17 protein-coding genes are annotated in these 19,462 nt (G+C 62.1%); 8 read left to right on the forward strand and 9 right to left on the reverse strand.

Annotated elements, in window-relative coordinates:
• Positions 1-12 precede the first annotated feature (12 nt).
• The 3 genes from ACQY1L_RS11285 to ACQY1L_RS11295 all read right to left on the reverse strand — a co-directional run bounded on the left by ACQY1L_RS11285 (position 13) and on the right by ACQY1L_RS11295 (position 2,992).
• Positions 13-330, reverse strand: coding sequence for a hypothetical protein (locus ACQY1L_RS11285; protein WP_430240915.1), 318 nt, complete (start codon positions 328-330; stop codon positions 13-15).
• A 92-nt stretch (positions 331-422) separates the two neighbouring features.
• Entirely contained in the window at positions 423-1,178 is a 756-nt protein-coding gene (locus tag ACQY1L_RS11290; RefSeq protein ID WP_430243925.1) for a crotonase/enoyl-CoA hydratase family protein, read from the reverse strand.
• A 32-nt stretch (positions 1,179-1,210) separates the two neighbouring features.
• Positions 1,211-2,992: an acyl-CoA dehydrogenase gene (locus tag ACQY1L_RS11295; RefSeq protein WP_430240916.1), complete on the reverse strand. Its 1,782-nt coding sequence runs from the start codon at positions 2,990-2,992 to the stop codon at positions 1,211-1,213.
• 182 nt (positions 2,993-3,174) lie between these two features.
• Between ACQY1L_RS11295 and ACQY1L_RS11300 the strand changes: the two genes are divergently transcribed.
• Positions 3,175-4,206, forward strand: a complete 1,032-nt coding sequence (locus ACQY1L_RS11300) for a transporter (RefSeq protein ID WP_430261859.1) — start codon at positions 3,175-3,177, stop codon at positions 4,204-4,206.
• Between the two features lie 73 nt (positions 4,207-4,279).
• Here the strand turns inward: ACQY1L_RS11300 and ACQY1L_RS11305 are convergent, their stop codons facing one another.
• On the reverse strand, positions 4,280-5,524 hold the full coding sequence (locus ACQY1L_RS11305; RefSeq protein ID WP_430240918.1) for an aromatic ring-hydroxylating oxygenase subunit alpha: 1,245 nt from the start codon (positions 5,522-5,524) through the stop codon (positions 4,280-4,282).
• Positions 5,525-5,929: 405 nt separating this feature from the next.
• On the opposite strand from ACQY1L_RS11305, the gene ACQY1L_RS11310 reads away from it, so the two are divergent.
• From ACQY1L_RS11310 to ACQY1L_RS11325, 4 genes are read left to right on the forward strand one after another with little or no spacing between them, the layout of a single operon-like run.
• Positions 5,930-6,550, forward strand: a complete 621-nt coding sequence (locus ACQY1L_RS11310) for a DUF6656 family protein (protein ID WP_430240919.1) — start codon at positions 5,930-5,932, stop codon at positions 6,548-6,550.
• Between the two features lie 33 nt (positions 6,551-6,583).
• On the forward strand, positions 6,584-7,561 hold the full coding sequence (locus ACQY1L_RS11315) for an L-threonylcarbamoyladenylate synthase (RefSeq protein WP_430240920.1): 978 nt from the start codon (positions 6,584-6,586) through the stop codon (positions 7,559-7,561).
• A 22-nt stretch (positions 7,562-7,583) separates the two neighbouring features.
• On the forward strand, positions 7,584-9,029 hold the full coding sequence (locus ACQY1L_RS11320; protein WP_430240921.1) for an FAD-binding oxidoreductase: 1,446 nt from the start codon (positions 7,584-7,586) through the stop codon (positions 9,027-9,029).
• Positions 9,026-9,418: a winged helix-turn-helix domain-containing protein gene (locus ACQY1L_RS11325; protein WP_062453665.1), complete on the forward strand. Its 393-nt coding sequence runs from the start codon at positions 9,026-9,028 to the stop codon at positions 9,416-9,418. Before ACQY1L_RS11320 ends, ACQY1L_RS11325 begins: the two co-directional genes overlap by 4 nt.
• Positions 9,419-9,422: 4 nt before the next feature.
• Here the strand turns inward: ACQY1L_RS11325 and ACQY1L_RS11330 are convergent, their stop codons facing one another.
• The 4 genes from ACQY1L_RS11330 to ACQY1L_RS11345 form a co-directional block, all read right to left on the reverse strand.
• Positions 9,423-11,258, reverse strand: coding sequence for a methyl-accepting chemotaxis protein (locus ACQY1L_RS11330; RefSeq protein WP_209900004.1), 1,836 nt, complete (start codon positions 11,256-11,258; stop codon positions 9,423-9,425).
• Positions 11,259-11,487: 229 nt separating this feature from the next.
• Positions 11,488-11,997: a plant virulence effector HPE1-like domain-containing protein gene (locus ACQY1L_RS11335; RefSeq protein ID WP_062579388.1), complete on the reverse strand. Its 510-nt coding sequence runs from the start codon at positions 11,995-11,997 to the stop codon at positions 11,488-11,490.
• 105 nt (positions 11,998-12,102) lie between these two features.
• Positions 12,103-13,374 (reverse strand): phosphoribosylamine--glycine ligase, encoded by a 1,272-nt coding sequence (gene purD / locus ACQY1L_RS11340; protein WP_430240922.1) that lies wholly within the window; start codon positions 13,372-13,374, stop codon positions 12,103-12,105.
• A gap of 81 nt (positions 13,375-13,455) precedes the next feature.
• The gene (locus tag ACQY1L_RS11345) at positions 13,456-13,671 is read right to left on the reverse strand and encodes a hypothetical protein (protein ID WP_062453668.1); all 216 of its coding nucleotides are present in this window, start codon (positions 13,669-13,671) and stop codon (positions 13,456-13,458) included.
• 223 nt (positions 13,672-13,894) lie between these two features.
• On the opposite strand from ACQY1L_RS11345, the gene ACQY1L_RS11350 reads away from it, so the two are divergent.
• The 3 genes from ACQY1L_RS11350 (at position 13,895) to ubiA (ending at position 18,695) form a co-directional block, all read left to right on the forward strand.
• Entirely contained in the window at positions 13,895-16,195 is a 2,301-nt protein-coding gene (locus tag ACQY1L_RS11350; RefSeq protein ID WP_430240923.1) for a Tex family protein, read from the forward strand.
• 154 nt (positions 16,196-16,349) lie between these two features.
• Positions 16,350-17,606 carry a class I SAM-dependent methyltransferase gene (locus tag ACQY1L_RS11355; RefSeq protein ID WP_430240924.1) on the forward strand — a complete coding sequence of 419 codons (1,257 nt, stop codon included), beginning with the start codon at positions 16,350-16,352 and terminating at the stop codon, positions 17,604-17,606.
• Between the two features lie 129 nt (positions 17,607-17,735).
• Positions 17,736-18,695, forward strand: a complete 960-nt coding sequence (gene ubiA / locus ACQY1L_RS11360; protein WP_430240925.1) for a 4-hydroxybenzoate octaprenyltransferase — start codon at positions 17,736-17,738, stop codon at positions 18,693-18,695.
• Positions 18,696-18,764: 69 nt separating this feature from the next.
• Here ubiA and ACQY1L_RS11365 read toward each other — a convergent pair whose 3' ends face one another.
• Positions 18,765-19,331, reverse strand: coding sequence for a DUF6101 family protein (locus tag ACQY1L_RS11365; RefSeq protein ID WP_430240926.1), 567 nt, complete (start codon positions 19,329-19,331; stop codon positions 18,765-18,767).
• Positions 19,332-19,462: the final 131 nt, after the last annotated feature.

Raw genomic sequence — 19,462 nt, forward strand, 5'->3', positions numbered from 1 at the left:
GGAGGACATGCTCTAGTCGTCGAGGTCGAGCCTGCCGGTGCCTGTGACGCCGGAGCAGCGGCAGGTACCGCCGACGCGGCCTTCATCGGCCCGGCAGACATAGGGACGGTTGCGGTCGTCGCTCTGGCGCGGCTGCACCACGCAGACATAGCGCTGACGGCGTCGGTCGCGCCGGTCCGTCTGCTCGGAAAGACTTTGCTGGCTCTGTATCAGGGTGATCGGCGCGTTCGCTGTATTGGCGGACGCGGCAAATGCCGGGCCAGCATCGGCGGGCAGGCAGGAGAGGCTAAGAGTTGCAAGGGAAAGCAGGCCGGTCAGGGCTGTACGCATGATGTCCTCCTCGTTTGAGGAGTATCTAGCCACGCTTGCCTTGCGAATGAAGGCGCAGCGCGGCGTGGATGGAACTTTGATGCAACTCAGCGTTAACGCCGCATGAAGGCCTCGAAAGCGGCGCGAGCTTCGGCGCTTTTCAACCGGGCAGAGAAATGCGTCAGTTCCTCGTCCATCCGGGCGAGCACGTCGTCGCGGGGGCCTCGCACCAGATCGCGGGCGATCTTCAGCGCCTGCGGTGGCTTCGCCGACAGTTTTGCAGCGAGCGCCAGCGTTTCCGGCTCGACGGCCTGCGGCTCGACCACTTTCCACACAAGGCCCGCCTCGCGCGCGGCATCGGCGGAAAAGCCCTCGCCGGCAACAAGCATCGCGAAGGCGCGCTGGTGGCCCATTACCCTTGGCGCCAGAAGGCTGGAGGCTGCTTCGGGCACGAGGGCGAGATCGACGAAGGGTGTCTTGAACAGGCTGCGGGACGAGGCGATCGTCAGGTCGCAGTGCAGGTTGAGCGTGGTGCCGATGCCGATCGCCAGGCCATCGACGCCTGATACCATCGGCTTTTCGGCGAGCGCCAGCGCCCGGATGAAGAGGGCCGCGGCCGGTGGTTCGTCCGTGCCTGAGACCGCGTGGGCCAGAAAATCCGCCATGTCATTGCCCGCGGAAAAGCAGCCTTCGGTGCCGAGAAAGGCGACCGTGCGGATCGTGTCGTCGGTATTGGCGCCTGCGAGCGCCGCCGTCATGCGGTGATACATGGACGAGGTGATCGCGTTCTTCTTTTCCGGCCGGTTGAATCGGATCGTGAGCACGCCCTCGAAATCCGTAGGGCGTTCGATCAGGACGTGGTTGTCGATTGATAGGGTGGCGTCGCTCACGGCATTCCTCCTCAGGCAAGCACGATGCGTGCGGCTTCCAGGCTCTGAGCCCCGGCGATGACGCGGTCCTTCAAGGCTGCGGTTTCCGACAGCATGTTTTCGGCCGCAAAGCGGCAAAGCGACACGCGCTTGTCACCCGATCCGTCTTCGGATGCGACGAGCGCGCCCTTGGCGAGATAGGCACCGGTCAGGACGAGGCCGAACAGGCGCTGGTAGGGCGTCGCGCCCGCAAGGGCTTCCGCCACGCGGCCCGTTGCCTGCGCTTCCAGCAGCCAATCGGTCGATGCCTGGAGATCGTCGATCGATGCGTTTAGCCGTTCCGCTGTGCTGCCGAAGCCGGGTGCGTTGAGGCTTTCCACTCTCTGCGCGATGTCGCGCAGTTCACCGATGAAGGTCCGCACCTGCGCGCCCTTGGAAAGCGGCAGTTTGCGCAGCACGAGATCGATCGCCTGGATGCCGTTGGTGCCCTCGTAGATCGGGGCGATGCGGGCATCGCGGAGATAGCGCGCGGCACCGGTTTCCTCGATATAGCCCATGCCGCCATGCACCTGGATGCCGAGCGAGGCGACATCGACGCCGCAATCGGTGGCGAAGGATTTGGCGATCGGCGTCAGGAGAGCCGCACGCTCAACCCAATGGGTGGCCTGATCGCCTTCGAGGTGATGCGACATGTCGATCGCGTGGGCGCAGGCAAAGCAGATGGCGCGCGAGCCTTGCGTCAAAGCCTTCATGGTCAAAAGGGTGCGGATGATATCGGGGTGCTGAATGATCGGGCTCATCTGCGGACCAGTCGACCCGGGCGCCCTGCCCTGGGTTCGATCGGACGCGTAGGCGACCGCCTTCTGGGTCGCAGCTTCCGCGATCGCGACACCCTGCATGCCGACGGCGAGACGTGCGTTGTTCATCATCGTGAACATGCAGGCGAGGCCCTGGTTTTCTTCCCCGATGAGATAGCCGATCGCGCCGGTGCCATCGCCGAACTTGCCGTCGCCATAGATCATCGTGCAGGTGGGCGAACCGTGGATACCGAGCTTGTGCTCGATCGAATGACAGATCACGTCGTTGCGCTCACCGAGCGATCCGTCGTCAGCGACCAGGAATTTCGGCACCAGAAACAGCGAAATCCCGCGGGTGCCGGCCGGCGCATCCGGGAGACGGGCGAGAACCAGGTGGATGATATTGTCGGCGGCGTCGTGTTCGCCCCAGGTGATATAGATCTTCTGCCCGAACACACGGTAGCTGCCATCGGTGTGGCGTTCGGCACGGCTCTTCAGCGCGCCGACATCGGAGCCCGCATGCGGCTCCGTCAGGTTCATCGTGCCGGTCCATTCGCCCGAGACCATCTTTTCGAGATAGATAGCTTTCAGATCGTCGCTGCCATGGGCAACCAGCGCCTCGATCGCACCCATCGTGAGGGTCGGCGCGAGCGCGAAGGCCATGGAGGCGGAATTCCACATTTCCAGCGTCGCGACGTTGAGCATATGCGGCAGTGCCTGACCGCCAAACGCTTCCGGCGCCGTCAGGCCATTCCAGCCGCCTTCGCGCCAGTGGCGATAGAGCTGCGGCCAGCCATCTGGCGTCTTCACCACGCCGTTCTCAAGCCGCGCGCCCTGGCGATCACCGATATCGCCGAGCGGCGCCATTTCGTCGCTGGCAAAGCGACCGGCTTCCGCCAGGATGGCATCGACGAGATCGGGGGAGAGGTCGCCGAACCGGCCGATCTCCAGCGCGTCTGAGAGACCCGCCACATGGTTCAAGGTGAAGGCAATCTCCTCCACGGGTGCCTTGTACATGTCGCTTCTCCCAAATTGACAATTCTTCCGGACGATGCCGCAGCGGCGGCCACCGAACTCCCTCTGGCTTTTTACGTAAACGTAAACGCGGTTGTCAATCGCTCCCTCCGGGTTGTTCGATCAGGATACGGATAAATCTGCGTTGCAACAGGTGTCACAGATAGCGCCTAATGAGGAGCGTCATGTTTGCAGGTCTTAAGTCCATGCCTTCGATAAATTCTCCGCTGATTTCCGCCACGCCGGGGCTTGTCTGGGCCTATCATTTCCGGCCCGGCGAGGCTGGCACATGCTCAAGGCTCTCGCTGGAGGCGACGCCGTCGGAGCTGGCGATCGACACCGGTTTCCTGTGGCTGCATCTCAACCTTGCAGACCTGCGGGTCGGCGCCTTTCTGGAGAATTTTCCCGGCCTTCCGGCGGCCGCAGCGGTCGCGCTGACCACCCATGAAACGCATGCGTCGATCACGCTGGACGAGCAGTCCGTCTATGGCACGCTGATCGATTTCCAGCGGGAGTTCGACAGCGACACGCGCGATATCGGCTGGCTGCATTTCTTCGCCTCCGACAACGTGATCATCACGACCCGGCTGCAGCCGCTGCGTTCGGTCGACCGGGTGCGGGCCGCAATCGAGAAAAATGCGGGTCGCTACAAAAGGCCGCTCGACCTGTTCGAGACATTGGTGGCCGAATTCCAGCGCACGATGATCGCGATGGTAATGGAATTTACCGAAGAGCTGAACCTGATCGAAGACTTCGTCTATGACAACGTGCCGCGCGACGAACGCCGGCGGCTTGCTCCCGTGCGGCGGATGGTGGTGCGGCTGCACCGGCACCTGCGCACGACCCTGTCGCTGATGCGGCGTGCGGCGGCGGCCGACGACGAGGATATGCCGCCCGGATTCGACGATATCGCCTCCCGGCTGATCGGCCGGCTTGAAGCCGTCGATCACGACGTCTATGCGCTGCAAGAACGGGCCCGGCTGCTGCACGAGGAAATCGATTCCAAACAGGCATCGGAAACCAACCGGCACCTCTACATCCTCTCGATCATGACCGCCTTCCTGCTGCCGCCATCGCTGGTCACGGGCTTTTTCGGCATGAACACGTCGTCGCTGCCGTTTGCCGAGGGTCTGCACGGCACGGCATTCGCGCTGGGTTTCATGGTGCTTTCGGCGGCAATCGCCTGGTGGCTTCTGAAGCGGACGGGAATTTTCTGAAAGAATGGCAAAACGAAATCAGCCCGCCCGGGCATGCCGGACGGGCTGTCTTGTCGTGCACGGTTTCGCCGGATCAGGCGACGGCGTGGAGCTTGGCCTGATCGCCCTTAAGACGATCGGTCATGAAGTTCGCGTACCATTCCACGAACTGCATGACGCCGCCTTCATGCGCTTCCGAATAGGGACCCGGCTCATAGGCCGGCGAGCGGATGCCGAAAGCGTTTTCCTCGACGATCTGGCGGTCCTGGTCGTTGGTCATGTTCCAGACGTGGGTCAGTTCCTCGACCGTGTAGTCGACGCCCTCAACCGCATCCTTGTTGACGAGCCATGTGGTGGTGACGGCTGTCTCTTCCGGCCCGATCGGAATGACGCGGAAGGAAATCGCGTGGTCGACCAGCATGTGGTTCCAGGTGGTTGGATAGTGGAACATCAGCATGGTGCCGATATGGGAGATCGTCACGTCCTCCGACAGCGCCTTGGCGACTGCCGGCCGGCCGTTCATCGTGTAGCTTTCGGCATCCTCGATCAGCGGCATGCGGGCGACGCGGTACTGGCCGTCCGTCGACATGTTGAACGTGCTTGGCAGGTTTGCCGCCTCGCAGCGCTGCCAGTGCTCGGAAATGAACGGATCGTCGCCGGCGCCCTGCACGCCCGTCGCCGTCGGCGCTTCCGGATAGGTGCGGCAGAGTTCCGGATGATTGGCGGCGCAGTGGTAGCACTCGCGATTGTTCTCCCAGACGAGCTTCCAGTTGCCCTTTTCGATGATCGTGTTCTTGGCAGCGACCTTCGTTTCGGCCAGCCGATGCGGCGCCATATAGGGTTGGATGGTGGCGCGGACGGGAGCGAAATCGGGCGCCTCGTTGGCAAGGCAGACGAAGATATAGCCGGCGACGGATTCGCAGTGGACAGGCTTCAGGCCGAACTGCTTCTTGTCGAAATCATCGCCCATATGGCGCGCCGACATCAGCGTGCCGTCGTGCTGGTAGGTCCACTGGTGATAGGGACAGACAAGACGGGTCGCAGAACCGCTATCCTTGGTGCAGACGCGGTGGCCGCGGTGGCGACAGGTGTTGTGGAAAGCGCGGATCTCGCCTTCGCGGGTGCGCAGGACGAGGACCGGATAGTCGCCGATCTGCAGCGTCACGTAATTGCCGGCCTTCGGGATTTCGCAATCATGGCCGACGAAAAGCCAGTCGCGATACCAGATCATTTCCAGATCGAGCTTGTAATAGTCCGGATCGATGTAAAAGGGCTGTTCGAGGCTGAAGCCTTCGCGGCGATTGTTGAGCTGCCGCAGAACCTGGCTGTGAATGTCCATCGTGTCTTCCTCGTCAATTCCACTAGCGAAAGACTTGGGGGGTAATGCGGACAGACCTCCTGCCCCCAATCCTACCCCGAACGTCCACCGCGATCGGTCGTCAATCACGTCCCCAGACTGGCACCGGATCGGCCGAGGGTTCTCGTCACGCCTGCCGGCTTCCCAATTTAACGCCGTCCCTAGCCTAGGCGACTCCATGAGTTTTGCCGATTTAAGCACTCGCGCTGCCTGTCGCACAGGCGACATTGCGACATCGGAAAACGCATTGACGACGATGGCTCACATGACGGCTTCGGTTTTCCGCTGACAAGTGGGGGACAGGGTGCTTCTCGCGGTGCGTTGAGACGTAAACCGGCTGTTAAACCGCTCCGGCTAGACTTCTTTTTGCGCGAAGGGGCCAGCCGCATGCAGACGACCGGAAAACTACGCTACTACGACGCGAACCGGCCAATTCCGCCGGTGCCGGTTTCGGCGCCAACGAGCGCGATCGGGCATTCGGAGTTCCTGCGCACAGGCCGCATCTCCAAGGCGCAGCCGCTGTGGCTTCCCAAGGAACGCCGTTATCTCACCTATGACGAAGTGGCGGAGCGGACCGGGTTCAAGCTGGAGTCCGCCGGCGAGCGCACGCATCAGCGGATCAACGGCTTTCATCGCTCGATCCAGTTTCCGAAGATGGTATTCCACCGCACGCTGGAGCAGACCCCGCATCTCGGCTATTGCCATGTTACCGCCGCAAGCACCCTGTTTTCGCCGAAGGCGAAGGTGAAATGGTCTTTCTACATCGCCAATTTCCTGGCCGAGATCGGCGATGAGGACGAGTTCTTCAAGCGGGTGAACACCGAGTATTCCCGCATGTATTTCGCGGTGGCGACCGAAAGCGACCCGGATCAGTCGATGAAGATCGACCGCAGCATTCGCAAGAACGGCCTTCTGTTCAGGACCACCGACCCGAAGGAAGCGCTGAAAAACGTGCTGATGCTGGGCGCGCCCGACCAGGCGGTGCGGGCCATCATCAAATCGCTTTAACGCGGTCTCAGTCCGCGCTATGCACAGCGGGACATGACGGCAGAGATCATCGACATCAGGACGGACAGGAACGGCGCGCTTGACCAAGCGTGCGCCGTGCTGTCGCAAGGCTTTCCGGTCGCCATTCCGACGGAGACCGTGTACGGCCTTGCCGCCGACGCCACGAACCCTTCGGCGATCACCCGCATCTATGAAACCAAGGGGCGGCCGCGCTTCAACCCGCTGATCTGCCATATGGCCGATGTCGCGATGGCGGAGCGGTATGCATCGTTCGATCCGATCTCGCGTCGGCTGGCGGAAACCTTCTGGCCGGGGCCGCTGACGCTGATCCTGCCGCTCATTCCAGAAAGCGGTATCCATCCGCTCGCAACTGCAGGGCTCGATACGGTCGGCATCCGCCTGCCATTGGGCTTTGCCGCCGATCTCATCCGCTCCTTCGGCAAGCCGCTGGCAGCACCGAGCGCCAACACGTCCGGCAAGGTCAGCCCGACCAGTGCCGGCCATGTCGCTGGTGATCTCGGGAGCAAGCTGAAACTGATCCTCGATGGCGGCGCGTCTTCGGTCGGCGTCGAATCGACCATTATCCGCGTCGAGGGCGAGACTGTCCGGCTGCTGCGTCCCGGTGGCGTTGCCGCTGAAGAGATCGAGGCGCTGATCGGTCGCGCCGTCATTCGTCCGGAAGGACCGGCCGCGATCATCGAAGCGCCCGGCATGCTCGCCTCGCATTATGCGCCATCGGCAGCCGTGCGGTTGAATGCGACCCATGTGGCGCCGGGCGAGGCGTTGATCCGGCTGGGATCGGATCCGATCGAGGGCATCGAGCAGGCGAAGGCAGTGTTCGACCTCAGCCCCTCCGGCGATCTTGCCGAGGCAGCCGCCAATCTGTTCGATTATCTGAAGAAAGCCGATGCGGTGGGGGCGACGCGCATTGCAGTCACAGCCATTCCCGATACCGGGCTTGGAGAAGCCATCAACGACCGGCTGGTCCGAGCGGCAGCCCCGCGGGAATAAAACAAGCCCAGGAGAAAACGCCATGGACATGCCTCTCCCTTCCCCGGATCTACTTGCCCGGTTTACGGCGATCGTCGGCGCTGCGCATGCGGTCAGCGATCCGGTGGAGCTTGCCCCGCATCTCGTCGAAAACCGCGGGCTCTACAGGGGCGCGTCCCCTCTCCTTCTCAAGCCCGGCTCGACGCAGGAAGTGTCGGCGATCCTGAAGCTTGCCAGCGAGACCGGGACGGCCGTCGTGCCGCAGACTGGCAATACGGGTCTTGTCGGTGGCCAGACGCCACGCAGCGGCGGATCCGACATCATCATCTCGCTGGAACGGATGAACCGCATCCGCGAGATCGACCAGATGGCAAATGTGATCGTTGTCGATGGCGGCGTCATTCTTGCCGAAGTGCAGAAGGCGGCGGAGGAGGTCAACCGGCTGTTTCCGCTGTCGCTCGGGTCGGAAGGCTCATGCCGGATCGGCGGCAACCTTTCCACGAATGCCGGCGGCACGGCCGTGCTTGCCTATGGCAACATGCGTCAGCTCTGCCTCGGGCTGGAAGTGGTGCTTCCGACCGGCGAAATCTGGGACGGGCTGCGCAAGCTGAAGAAGGACAATACCGGCTACGACCTGCGCGACCTGTTTATCGGCGCCGAAGGCACGCTCGGGATCATCACCGGCGCGGTCTTGAAACTCTATCCGCGGCCGGTCGGACACCAGGTGGCGCTTGCCGGGCTTGCCTCGCCCGCCGATGCGCTCTTGCTGTTTCAGAAGGCATCAAACCTCTGCGGCACGGCGCTGACCGGGTTCGAGCTGATGCCGCGGATCGGCATCGAGTTCACGACGCGGCATATCGAGGGCGTGCGCGATCCGCTGTCGGAGCCTTATCCATGGTATGCGCTGATCGATATCTCGACCTCGGACGCGGCCGAAACTGCCGACACGATGGTGCAGGCGCTGCTGGAACAGGGGTTCGAGGCCGGACTGGTCATGGACGCGGTGATCGCCTCGTCGGTCGCGCAGCAAAAGGCGCTGTGGCACATGCGGGAAAGCATGTCGGATGCGCAAAAGCCCGAGGGCGGATCGATCAAGCACGACGTTTCCGTGCCGATCTCGAAGATCCCGCATTTCATGGAGGAAGCCGAGCAGGCTGTTCTCGCCGCCGTTCCCGGTGCCCGCATCTGCGCCTTCGGCCATCTCGGCGACGGCAACATCCATTACAACATCTCCCAGCCTCTCAGCAACGACATGGGAGGCAACAAGGCCGCCTTCATCGATCGCTGGCGGGAGGTCAATGCCATCGTCCACGGGATCGTGCTTGCCGCAGGCGGCTCGATTTCCGCCGAACACGGGATCGGCCAGCTGAAGCGCGACGAGCTTGCGCAGATCCGCCCGCCGATCGAGATGGAGCTGATGCGGCGCATCAAGCACGCCTTCGATCCGGCCGGGATCATGAACCCCGGCAAGGTCGTGGCATTGCCATGAGCAAGCCGGCACCGGACCGGCCGACCATGACGATCCGCGTCGATCTGGAAAACGGCGTCCGGCTGGGGCCCGGCAAGGCGCAGCTTCTCGAACTTATTGCCGAGCATGGTTCGATCCGGGCTGGCGGAGCGGCGATCGGCATGTCCTACCGGCGTGCCTGGCTGCTGGCAGACGAGATCAACCGGATGTTTCTGGAGCCCTCGATCTCGACCCGGCACGGCGGCAAGTCGGGCGGCGGTGCTGGCCTGACCGAATTCGGCCAGCAGCTTCTTGGCCGCTACCGGGATATGGAAGCAAAAAGTCGGGCTGCAGTGCAACCCGACCTCGATTGGCTTGATAGTGTGACGGACCCTCAATTCCGGGCCGCCGGTAGCGACAAGGCCGACTGAGCGATCAGCCCGCCCGGCGCATGCGTTCACCCATGCCCTGCAGAGCGCCCGGCTGACGCCCGGTGCCGCTGACGCGGAAGCTGCGGATGAGGTTGAGCAGTTCTTCCGTATCGGCAGACAAAGCCTCGGCGGAGGCCGTGGTCTCTTCGGCCATCGCGGCATTGTGCTGGGTCGCCTGGTCGAGCATGTTGAGCGACGAGGAGATCGATCGCAGCGTCGTATCCTGTTCGGCTGCCGAATGGGCGATGCGGCCGACGATGTCGCTTGCCGACTTCACCTGATCGGAAATCCGCTTCAGGGCCTGACCGGCCTCGCCGACGAGGCGGACGCCGTTTGCGACCTGGCCCGACGAGCGGGAGATCTGTTCCTTGATCTCCTTGGCGGCGGCGGCCGAACGCTGGGCCAGTTCGCGCACTTCCTGGGCGACGACGGCAAAACCCTTGCCGCTTTCGCCGGCGCGGGCCGCTTCGACACCGGCATTGAGGGCCAGAAGGTTGGTCTGGAAGGCGATCTCGTCGATGACGCCGATGATCTTGGTGATTTCCGCCGAGGACTGTTCGATGCCGCTCATGGCGCCGATGGCTTCCTCGACGACGGCGTCGCTGCGATTGGCTTCGGTGCTGACAGCCGTGACGCGCTGGGCCGCGTCGCGCGCACCGTCGGCGGTCTGGCGAACAGCGACGGTCAGTTCGTCGAGTGCCGCGGATGTTTCCTCGAGGTTGGCCGCCTGGCGTTCGGTCCGCTGCGACAGTTCGTTGGAAGCGCGGCGGATTTCCTCTTTCGAGCCGCCGATGTCGATACCCTTGTCGTTGACCTTGGACATCGCAGCTTCCAGATGGCCGAGCGCTTCGTCGAAGTTGTCGCGCAGGCCGGCGTAACGGGTACCGAGATCGCCGCAGCGAACCGTCAGATCTCCCTTGGCGAGCTGTTCGAGCGCCAAGCCGATCGTCGAGACGACGCGGGCCTGAAGCGCTGCTTCGTCGCGCTGCATGTCGAGATTGTGCTGGCGTTCGCCGTCGAGCTCCTCCTGCTGGCGCTGCTGGCTTTCCTGCATGGCATGGCGCTCGCGCACCTTTTGCTGCAGCGCCTGGGTGGCACGGGCCATCAGGCCGACTTCGTTTTTCATGTCCGTGTGCGGGATCTGCATCGTTACGTCTTCGTCGGCGACGGCGTTCAGCGCCTGACGGATCGCACCGAGCGGACCGGAGATGTTGCGGATTACGACGAAGGCCAGCAGCGAGCCAAGGACCAGGATGACGAAGCCGAAGGACAGCGCCTTGAAGACTTCGCTGCGGATCTGCGCCTGGAGATCGTCGACGTAGACGCCGGTGACGAGAACCAGCTGCCAGGGCTCGAAGGCAAGCGCGTAGGAGCTCTTCAGGAAGGTATCGCCTTCCTGACCAGGCTTGGGACCGAGAAAATCGACGGTGCCGCCACCGGCGCGGCCGATCTTGACCAGTTCGTCACGGTACATGAAGCCCTGGCTGTCCGGCTTGCCCTTGAAACTCTGGCCGAGCCGCTTGGGATCCGGATGGACACGCATGTTCACATCGTAGTCATAGGCAAAGAGGTAGCCGTCCGGGGTGAAGGTCATGGCCGACACGGCTTCGAACGCCCGCTTCTGCGCCTCTTCGCGACCCATCGCACCGGAGGCCTCGAGAGCCTGGAAACGCTTGAAGATACCGATGCCGGATTCCACCTGCGTGCGCAGCATGCCGTAACGTTCGGCGTAGATCGCCTGGGTGGACGTGCGCAGCTGCATGTATGTGGCAGCGGCAAAGCCGGCGATCAGCAAAAGCACGAGCAGCAGCAGCTGGTGGGAGATTTTGAGGTTCTTCATGGTCCGCTCACCTGTGACCGGCAGCGACCGCGCAGGCCGCACCTTGGGAAAAATGATATTTGTGGGAGGCGGCACATTCTGCACCATGTCGTCTGCAATGATTGCAGTGCAACGACCATATGAGCGATGCATAAATAATTATTTAATCACACAATAACGCAGAAAAACGTATGGCCGCACAGTAACTGCGCGGCCTTTTATTGACTGCCTGCAATGACTTGCTGACTGTTTATTCAGCCCGTTTCAGCCTGAGGCTGAAGTCTTCGAACGTGATCGGTTTCGCCGAGGCTTCCGCAACTTGAGGGGCTGGCGCAACAGCGCTCGTGGTGGCCTCCAGATCGATCCCATCGCGCGGCGGTGGCGCATTCTCAATCATCTCTTCGAACGAGGTGGAGGTCGGCGCCGGCACGTTCGCAATGGTTTTTCCGGCGTCCATCCAGGCCGGGACTTTTCCGACGAAGACGACGGGCGATCCGCCGAACCATGCTTCGGTGCGGACAAGACGCTTTTCGCCGTTGATTTCGATGATCTCGGTCTTCTGTGTGCCGGGCTCGAGGACCGGAACCTTGTAGTTGGACAGATCGGGCTTTGCGGCCGGAGGCTCGCAGTCGCTGCAATGCCACGATACGATGCTCGAGGATTTCTGACTGCCATTGGTTGCGGTGACGGACGACGCCTGGGCGCCGCCGGCCAGCAGTGCTGCGGCTACCGTTGCTGCCGTGATCAGAACGCGATGCATCGCCGGACTCCCGAGTTTGGTCCGACAATCTATAGCAATGCTTCGTTTCCAACCCGTCAGGAGAATTGGTAAATTTTGAACGAAACCGCGGCTGCTGAACCGTCTCTAGCGGGTTTCGCGCTCGATGGCGCGCCAGCCGATGTCGCGACGGCAGAAGCCGTTTTCCCAGTCCACCGCGTCGACCAGCCGGTAGGCGTTTGCCTGGGCTTCCGCAACCGTTCTGCCTGTCGCGGTGACGTTGAGTACGCGGCCGCCGGTTGCGACCAGCGCGCCATCCTTCATCGCCGTGCCGGCATGGAAGATCTTCTCGCCCTCGCCTGCTGATGGCAGCGAGGCGATCGGCGTTCCCTTGTCATAGGCGGCCGGATAACCTTTCGAGGCCATGACGACGGTGAGCGCCACATCGTCGCTCCATTCCGCCTTCACCTCGTCGAGCGTGCCGGTGGCGGCGGCGTAAAGAATCTCCAGCAGATCGCTCTTCAGCCGCATCATCAGCACCTGGGTTTCCGGATCGCCGAAGCGGACATTGTATTCGATCAGTTCCGGCCCCTTGGCCGTGATCATCAGGCCTGCGAAGAACACGCCGGTGAACGGATAGCCGCTTTCCGCCATGCCGCGAATGGTCGGCTCGATGATTTCCTTCATCGTCCGCTCGACCATATCTTGCGTCATCACCGGGGCCGGCGAGTAGGCGCCCATGCCGCCGGTGTTGGGGCCGGTATCGCCATCGCCGACTCGCTTGTGATCCTGCGCGGTTGCCAATGCCAGCGACGTCTTGCCGTCGGAGAGGCAGAAGAAGCTTGCTTCCTCGCCATCGAGATAGGCTTCGACCACGACCTCGGCACCGGCGGCCCCGAAGGCGCCATCGAAACAGTCGTCAATCGCCGCCAGCGCTTCTTCCACGGTCATGGCGACGGTGACACCCTTGCCGGCCGCCAGACCATCGGCCTTGACGACGATCGGCGCACCCTGCGCCTCGACATAGGCCTTGGCGGCGACGCCGTCCGTAAAGCGCTGGTAGGCGCCGGTCGGGATATTGTAGCGGGCGCAGATATCCTTGGTGAAGCCCTTGGACCCTTCGAGCTGGGCGGCGGCGGCGGACGGGCCGAAGACGGCGATGCCCGCTTGCCGGATGCGATCGGCAATGCCGGCGACCAGCGGCGCTTCCGGGCCGACGACCACGAAATCGATCGCCTCGCTGCGGCAAAATGCAAGGACCGCCTCATGGTCGTCGACATCGAGCGCGACCAGTTCGGCATTTTCGGCCATGCCGGGATTGCCGGGAGCGGCAAAGAGTTTCGTCAGTTTCGGTGATTGGGCAAGCTTCCATGCCAGCGCATGTTCGCGACCGCCCGTGCCGATAAGAAGAACCTTCATCTGCCGCCCTCGATTTATCATCTGTGCTGGCGGTTAAGGCGAGGGACGGAAAAGGTCAAGTCTCGCCGGCAAAAGCGGCATTCAAGACGGCCGGTCCGGTTGCTGACGAAAACTGTCGCTGCGCAATCTCAACGTTGCTTTGAATATCACTTTGTTACGAAAGGCCAGAAATGGGACAGGCTCGTTGCGCCGCGCCGCGTCCTGCAGTTTTTCGTCGAGATAGATGATCGCCGCCTCCAGTTCTTCGGAGCCAACGGCATCGTCGGACGCCAGTATATGGGCTATTTTGCTAGGCATTCATACCTCCTTACACGCCAAATCATGTGGCAGGAGCAACTATAGGATTCTGGCACAATGCGAGAAGGTGTCATCTCTTTTTCCACCGGTTCGCGGTTACCGACCGGTAAATGACGCCCCATTCCGAGACGACTGCCGGGGTAAGCTGTGAACCGTTCCGATGGTCGGTTGTCTTGCCGCAAAGTTTGACTATGGTCTCGCCTCCTATCCAACGAGGACTTGCATGGCCGTCGAAAACCGCCTTCTCGCCGCCGTGATCGCCGCGGAAATCAACGCCCGCCCGGACCAGGCCATTGCCGCAATCGGGCTTCTGGACGAAGGCGCAACCGTGCCCTTCATCGCGCGCTACCGAAAGGAAGTGACCGGTGGGCTTGATGACACCCAGTTGCGCAACCTTGCCGAACGGCTGATCTATCTTCGGGAACTGGAAGCACGCCGCGCATCGATCGTCGATTCGATCAAAGGCCAGGACAAGCTGACCGACGAGCTTGCGGCCAAGATCGGCAAGGCGGTGACCAAGGCCGAACTCGAAGACCTGTATCTTCCCTTCAAGCCCAAACGCCGCACCCGCGCCGAAATCGCCCGCGAGCGCGGTCTTGGTCCGCTGGCCGATGCGATCTGGGCCGACCGCACGCTCGATCCGGCCAAGCTAGCCGAGACATTCGTCAAGGGTGAAGTGACCGACGTGAAGGTTGCGCTGGATGGCGCGCGCGATATCGTCGCCGAAGCATTCTCGGAAAATGCCGACCTGTTGAAGCGGCTGCGCCAGCACATGCGCGACGGTGCTGTGCTGAAAGCCCGCGTGGTTGCCGGCAAGCAGGAGGCCGGCGCCAAGTTCTCCGACTATTTCGAGCATACGGAGCGCTGGGCCACCACGCCGGGACACCGTGCGCTTGCCATGCTGCGCGGCTGGAACGAGGAATTCCTGACGCTGACGATCGAGGTGGATGCAGACGACACCTCGCCGATCAAGCCGGCGCAGCGGATCATCGCGCTTGCTTTCCATATCAGCGACAAGGGTGCCGCCGACCGCTGGCTGATGGAGGTCGCCGGCTGGACCTGGCGAGTGAAGCTCTCTGTCTCCCTCTCGCTCGACCTGATGCGGGAGATGCGTGAACGCGCCGAGCAAGAGGCGATCCATGTGTTTGCCCGCAATCTGAAGGATCTGCTGCTGGCCGCTCCCGCCGGTTCGCGCGCGACGATGGGCCTCGATCCGGGCATCCGCACCGGCGTCAAGGTGGCGATCGTCGATGCCACCGGCAAGCTTCTCGAAACCACCACCGTCTACCCCTTCCCGCCCCGCAACGATGTGCGCGGCACCCAGGCGGAACTCGCAAGCCTGATCGCCAAACACAAGATAGAGCTCATCTCGATCGGCAACGGCACCGGCAGCCGCGAGACGGAAAAGCTGGTGGCCGACATGCTGGCAAACCTGCCGGGCACCAAACCGACCAAGGTGATCGTGTCTGAGGCAGGCGCTTCGATCTATTCGGCATCCCAGGCGGCAGCAGACGAGTTCCCCGGCCTCGACGTGTCGCTGCGCGGTGCCGTGTCGATTGCCCGCAGGCTGCAGGATCCGCTGGCCGAACTCGTCAAGATCGAGCCGAAATCGATCGGCGTTGGCCAGTACCAGCACGATGTCGATCAGAACAAGCTGTCGCGTTCGCTCGAAGCCGTTGTGGAAGATGCCGTGAATGCCGTCGGCGTCGATCTCAACATGGCATCGGCACCGCTTCTGTCGCGCGTGTCGGGCCTCAGCAAATCGATTGCCGAGGCGATCGTCGCCCATCGCGACCAGAACGGTGCCTTTACCACGCGCCGGGAGCTCCTGAAGGTCGCAAGGCTCGGCAACCGCACGTTCGAACAGGCGGCCGGGTTCCTTCGTATTGTCAACGGCAAGGAACCGCTCGATGCGTCTTCCGTGCATCCGGAAGCCTATGGTGTCGCGAAGAAGATCGTTGCCGCCTGCGGCCGCGACCTGCGTTCCCTGATGGGTGACAGCGCAGCACTCAAATCTGTCGATCCGCACCAGTTCATCGACGACACGTTCGGTCTGCCGACGATCAAGGACATTATCGCGGAACTGGAAAAGCCCGGTCGCGATCCGCGTCCCAGCTTCAAGACCGCAACCTTTGCCGACGGGATCGACGAGATCACCGACCTCAAGCCCGGCATGCAGCTGGAAGGCACCGTCACCAACGTGGCGGCGTTCGGCGCCTTCGTCGATATCGGCGTGCATCAGGACGGGCTGGTTCATGTCTCGCAGCTGGCGGACAAGTTCGTGAAAGACCCGCACGAGGTAGTGAAGGCCGGCGACGTGGTGAAGGTGCGCGTCGTCGAGGTGGATGTGAAGCGCAAACGCATCGCGCTCAGCATGCGCAAGGACGGCGGCGAAGCCCCGCCTCCGGGCCCCCGCGGCGGTGATCGCGACAAGCCCGTCAACCCGAAGTTTGCAAAGACCGACAGCAAGCCATCTCAGGGCGCGTTCGGTGCAGCGCTTGCCGAAGCTATGAAGCGCCGCTGAGCCTGCGACGCCCTGGATAACCTCGAAAGCACTCCGTTGAGCACTGGCTCGACGGAGCTACTTACAGTTGCGTTTTTTTGCGCTTGCAGTTGAATTGAAAGACGGTAGATTTTGATGATCAGCAAGGCATCCATCGTGTTCAGGAAGTGGGTCCATGACCTTGTCCCTTCACAGACTGCTTTCCAAGATCATCAGAAATGGCACTCTCATCGTCCGCGGATCGGGCGGGGAAACCTATTACGGCAGCGGCGGCGGACGGACCGTTGCAATCCGCTTTACCGATGAAGCGGCCGAAAAGGCGCTGGTTTCCGATCCGCAACTGCAGCTCGGCGAACTCTATATGGACGGCCGGATCATCGTCGAACAGGGCGACATTTACGAGTTCCTGGCTCTCATCAAGGACAACACGCTGAAGGAAGGACTGACCTTCCAGATCCTTACGCGCAGCCTTGGCAGAATAATCGCATCGCAGTTTCGCAATCGTGTGCCGATCAACCACAACCGCCGCAACGTCGCCCACCATTACGATCTCGACGAACGGCTGTTCGCATTGTTTCTGGATGAGGACTGGCAATATTCCTGCGCCTATTTCAACCCGCCCGATATTTCGCTGGATGAGGCCCAGATCGCCAAGAAGCGTCATATCGTGGCAAAGCTTTTGGCAGAACCCGGGCACAAAGCCCTGGAGATCGGCTCCGGATGGGGCGGCATGGCGATGTATCTGGCGGAATCGTCCGGCGTCGACGTAACCGGCATCACGCTTTCCACCGAACAGCTGAAGATTTCCAAAGAGCGTGCGGCACGACGCGGGCTTGCTGGCAGTGTGCGCTTCGAGCTGCAGGACTATTATCACCTTCCCGCCGACCAGCGCTACGACCGGATCGTCTCGGTGGGCATGTTCGAGCATGTGGGACGGCTGAACTACCGAAAGTTCTTCAACAAGGTCACCGACGTGCTGTCCGACGACGGCGTGATGGTGCTGCACTCGATCGGCCAGCCCTACCCGGCGGTCTATAACAATCCCTGGATGGACAAATACATCTTTCCGGGTGGCTACATTCCCTCGCTTTCGGAAGTTCTGCCGGCGATCGAGAAAGCGGGACTTCTGGTTTCCGACATCGAGATCCTGCCGATGCACTACGCGCATACGCTGCGGCACTGGCGCGAGCGCTTCATGGCGAACCGGGACAAGGCAATCGCGCTCTATGACGAACGCTTCGCGAGAATGTGGGAGTTCTATCTGGCCGCGTCGGAAATGGCCTTCACGCATGAGGCCTTTCACATTTTCCAGATCCAGATCGTCAAGAAGCGGACGGCCGTACCGGACAATCGCGACTATATCTATGAGCGGGAGGCCGAGCTCTACGCATTCGAACAGGGCCGCATGCCGCTCGAGCAGATTGCAGGTTGAGGCTGGACGCGCTGAGCGGGGTCTATGGGGAAGATCATAGGCTGGAAGAGACGGCTCGCGGCGGGTCGCACCACCCTGTCCGGATCGTCCCGCTTGACGATTTCCACCACGGGGGGCATGACATCGGCTATGACCGAGAAACCAAATTCCGATGCTTTCGGCGGCCGCGTCTCAGACGCTCCATCCGACAATTTCGTCTATCAGGTGCTGCCGCGCGCCGCCTGGCCCTATGCGCAGCTGGCCCGCTGGGACCGGCCGATCGGCTGGCAGTTGCTGATGTGGCCGTGTTTCTGGTCGGCCGCGCTTGCCGCCAATGCGGCGATGGACGAAGGCATGTTCCAGCCCTGGCAGCTGATCTCGCATCTGGTGCTGTTCTTCATCGGGGCCGTGGCGATGCGCGGCGCCGGCTGCACCTATAACGACCTGATCGATCACGAGATCGATAATGAGGTGGCGCGCACCCGCTCGCGGCCGCTGCCCTCCGGCCGGGTGTCCCGCTTCGAGGCGAAGGTGTTTTTGGCGGTTCAGGCGCTGGTCGGGCTTGTCGTGTTGTTGCAGTTCAATACGTTTTCCATCCTGCTCGGCATCGCGTCGCTTCTGGTCGTCGCGATCTATCCGTTTGCCAAGCGGTTCACCGACTGGCCGCAGTTCTTTCTGGGACTGGCGTTTTCCTGGGGCGCGCTGATGGGCTGGGCCGGCGTGTTCGGCAGCCTTTCCTGGGCGCCGATATGGCTTTATGCGGCAGCCGTTGCCTGGACGATCGGTTACGACACAATCTATGCCCATCAAGACAAGGAGGACGACGCTCTGGTCGGCGTGCGCTCAACGGCAAGACTGTTCGGGGACAATACCAAGGCCTGGCTGATCGGGCTTTACGGTCTGACGCTTGTGTTTTTGCTGTTCGCCTATATTGCCGGCGATGCGGGTGTGCTGGCCTATGTCGGATTGATCGCCGCGACCGTGATGCTCGCCTGGCAGATCCTGATCATCAATATCGACAATCCCGACCAGTGTCTGAAACTGTTCAAGTTCAATACACAAGTCGGCGCCGTTCTGTTCGGCGGCCTGATCCTGGGACTGATCTGGTAATTACGGAAAAGCCCGGCTGTTTGCCGGGCTTCGCATTTTCGCGGGCGGTGGTTCTTAGGAGAGTGTCTCCTAACGCCGCGCGATGATTTCCTTGCCTTCGATTTTCATCACCACGCCGAGGCTGCCGGTTGCGCGGCGGACCAGGAAACGCGGGCGGCGCTCTGCGAAATAGGAATGGCGGCGGCGCGGCTTGGTGGTGGCGGTGCGAAGGTCGCCGAGGTGGTTTTCCAGCGGACGGGCAATGCCATCGGCTTCGACCATCAGCATCGGGATGCGGAACGCATCCGACCAGGTGCGCCAGTCTGCTGCGATATCGCAGAGATCGTGGGCGACGAGAAGCGGGATGCAGAGATCCGGATCATCGTGATGCAATTCAAGCGTGACAGTGACGTCGCCATCACCATGATCGATGGCGCGGGCGGCCACACCTTTGAAGGCGCGGGCCGGGAGAGCGAAGGAAAGCGGCAGACCGCTTTCCGGAAGGATCTTGCGCAGAACAGCTCCGCGCTCGTCGATGGTGATTGTTACATCTCCTGACGTCTCGTTCATCGCATAGGTGACCTGCTGCGGGAAACGTGACGGATCGATCCTCAATGTCGACCCTGCCCAGACGGGCTTCAGAACGGTATTCGTCATCGGTTGTGCTACCCTTGTTTTACCTGAGAGCCGTTTCCGGTGTTTCCGGCTGCGTATCTCTGCGGGACTTATGTCCTCTGATAGGCTCACAATAAGCGGCTGCTGTTCGAGACTGCTTAAAAATCGCGGTT

The organism is Neorhizobium sp. DAR64862/K0K3 (assembly GCF_050500185.1).
In the GTDB taxonomy this organism is placed as follows: Bacteria; Pseudomonadota; Alphaproteobacteria; order Rhizobiales; family Rhizobiaceae; genus Neorhizobium; species Neorhizobium soli.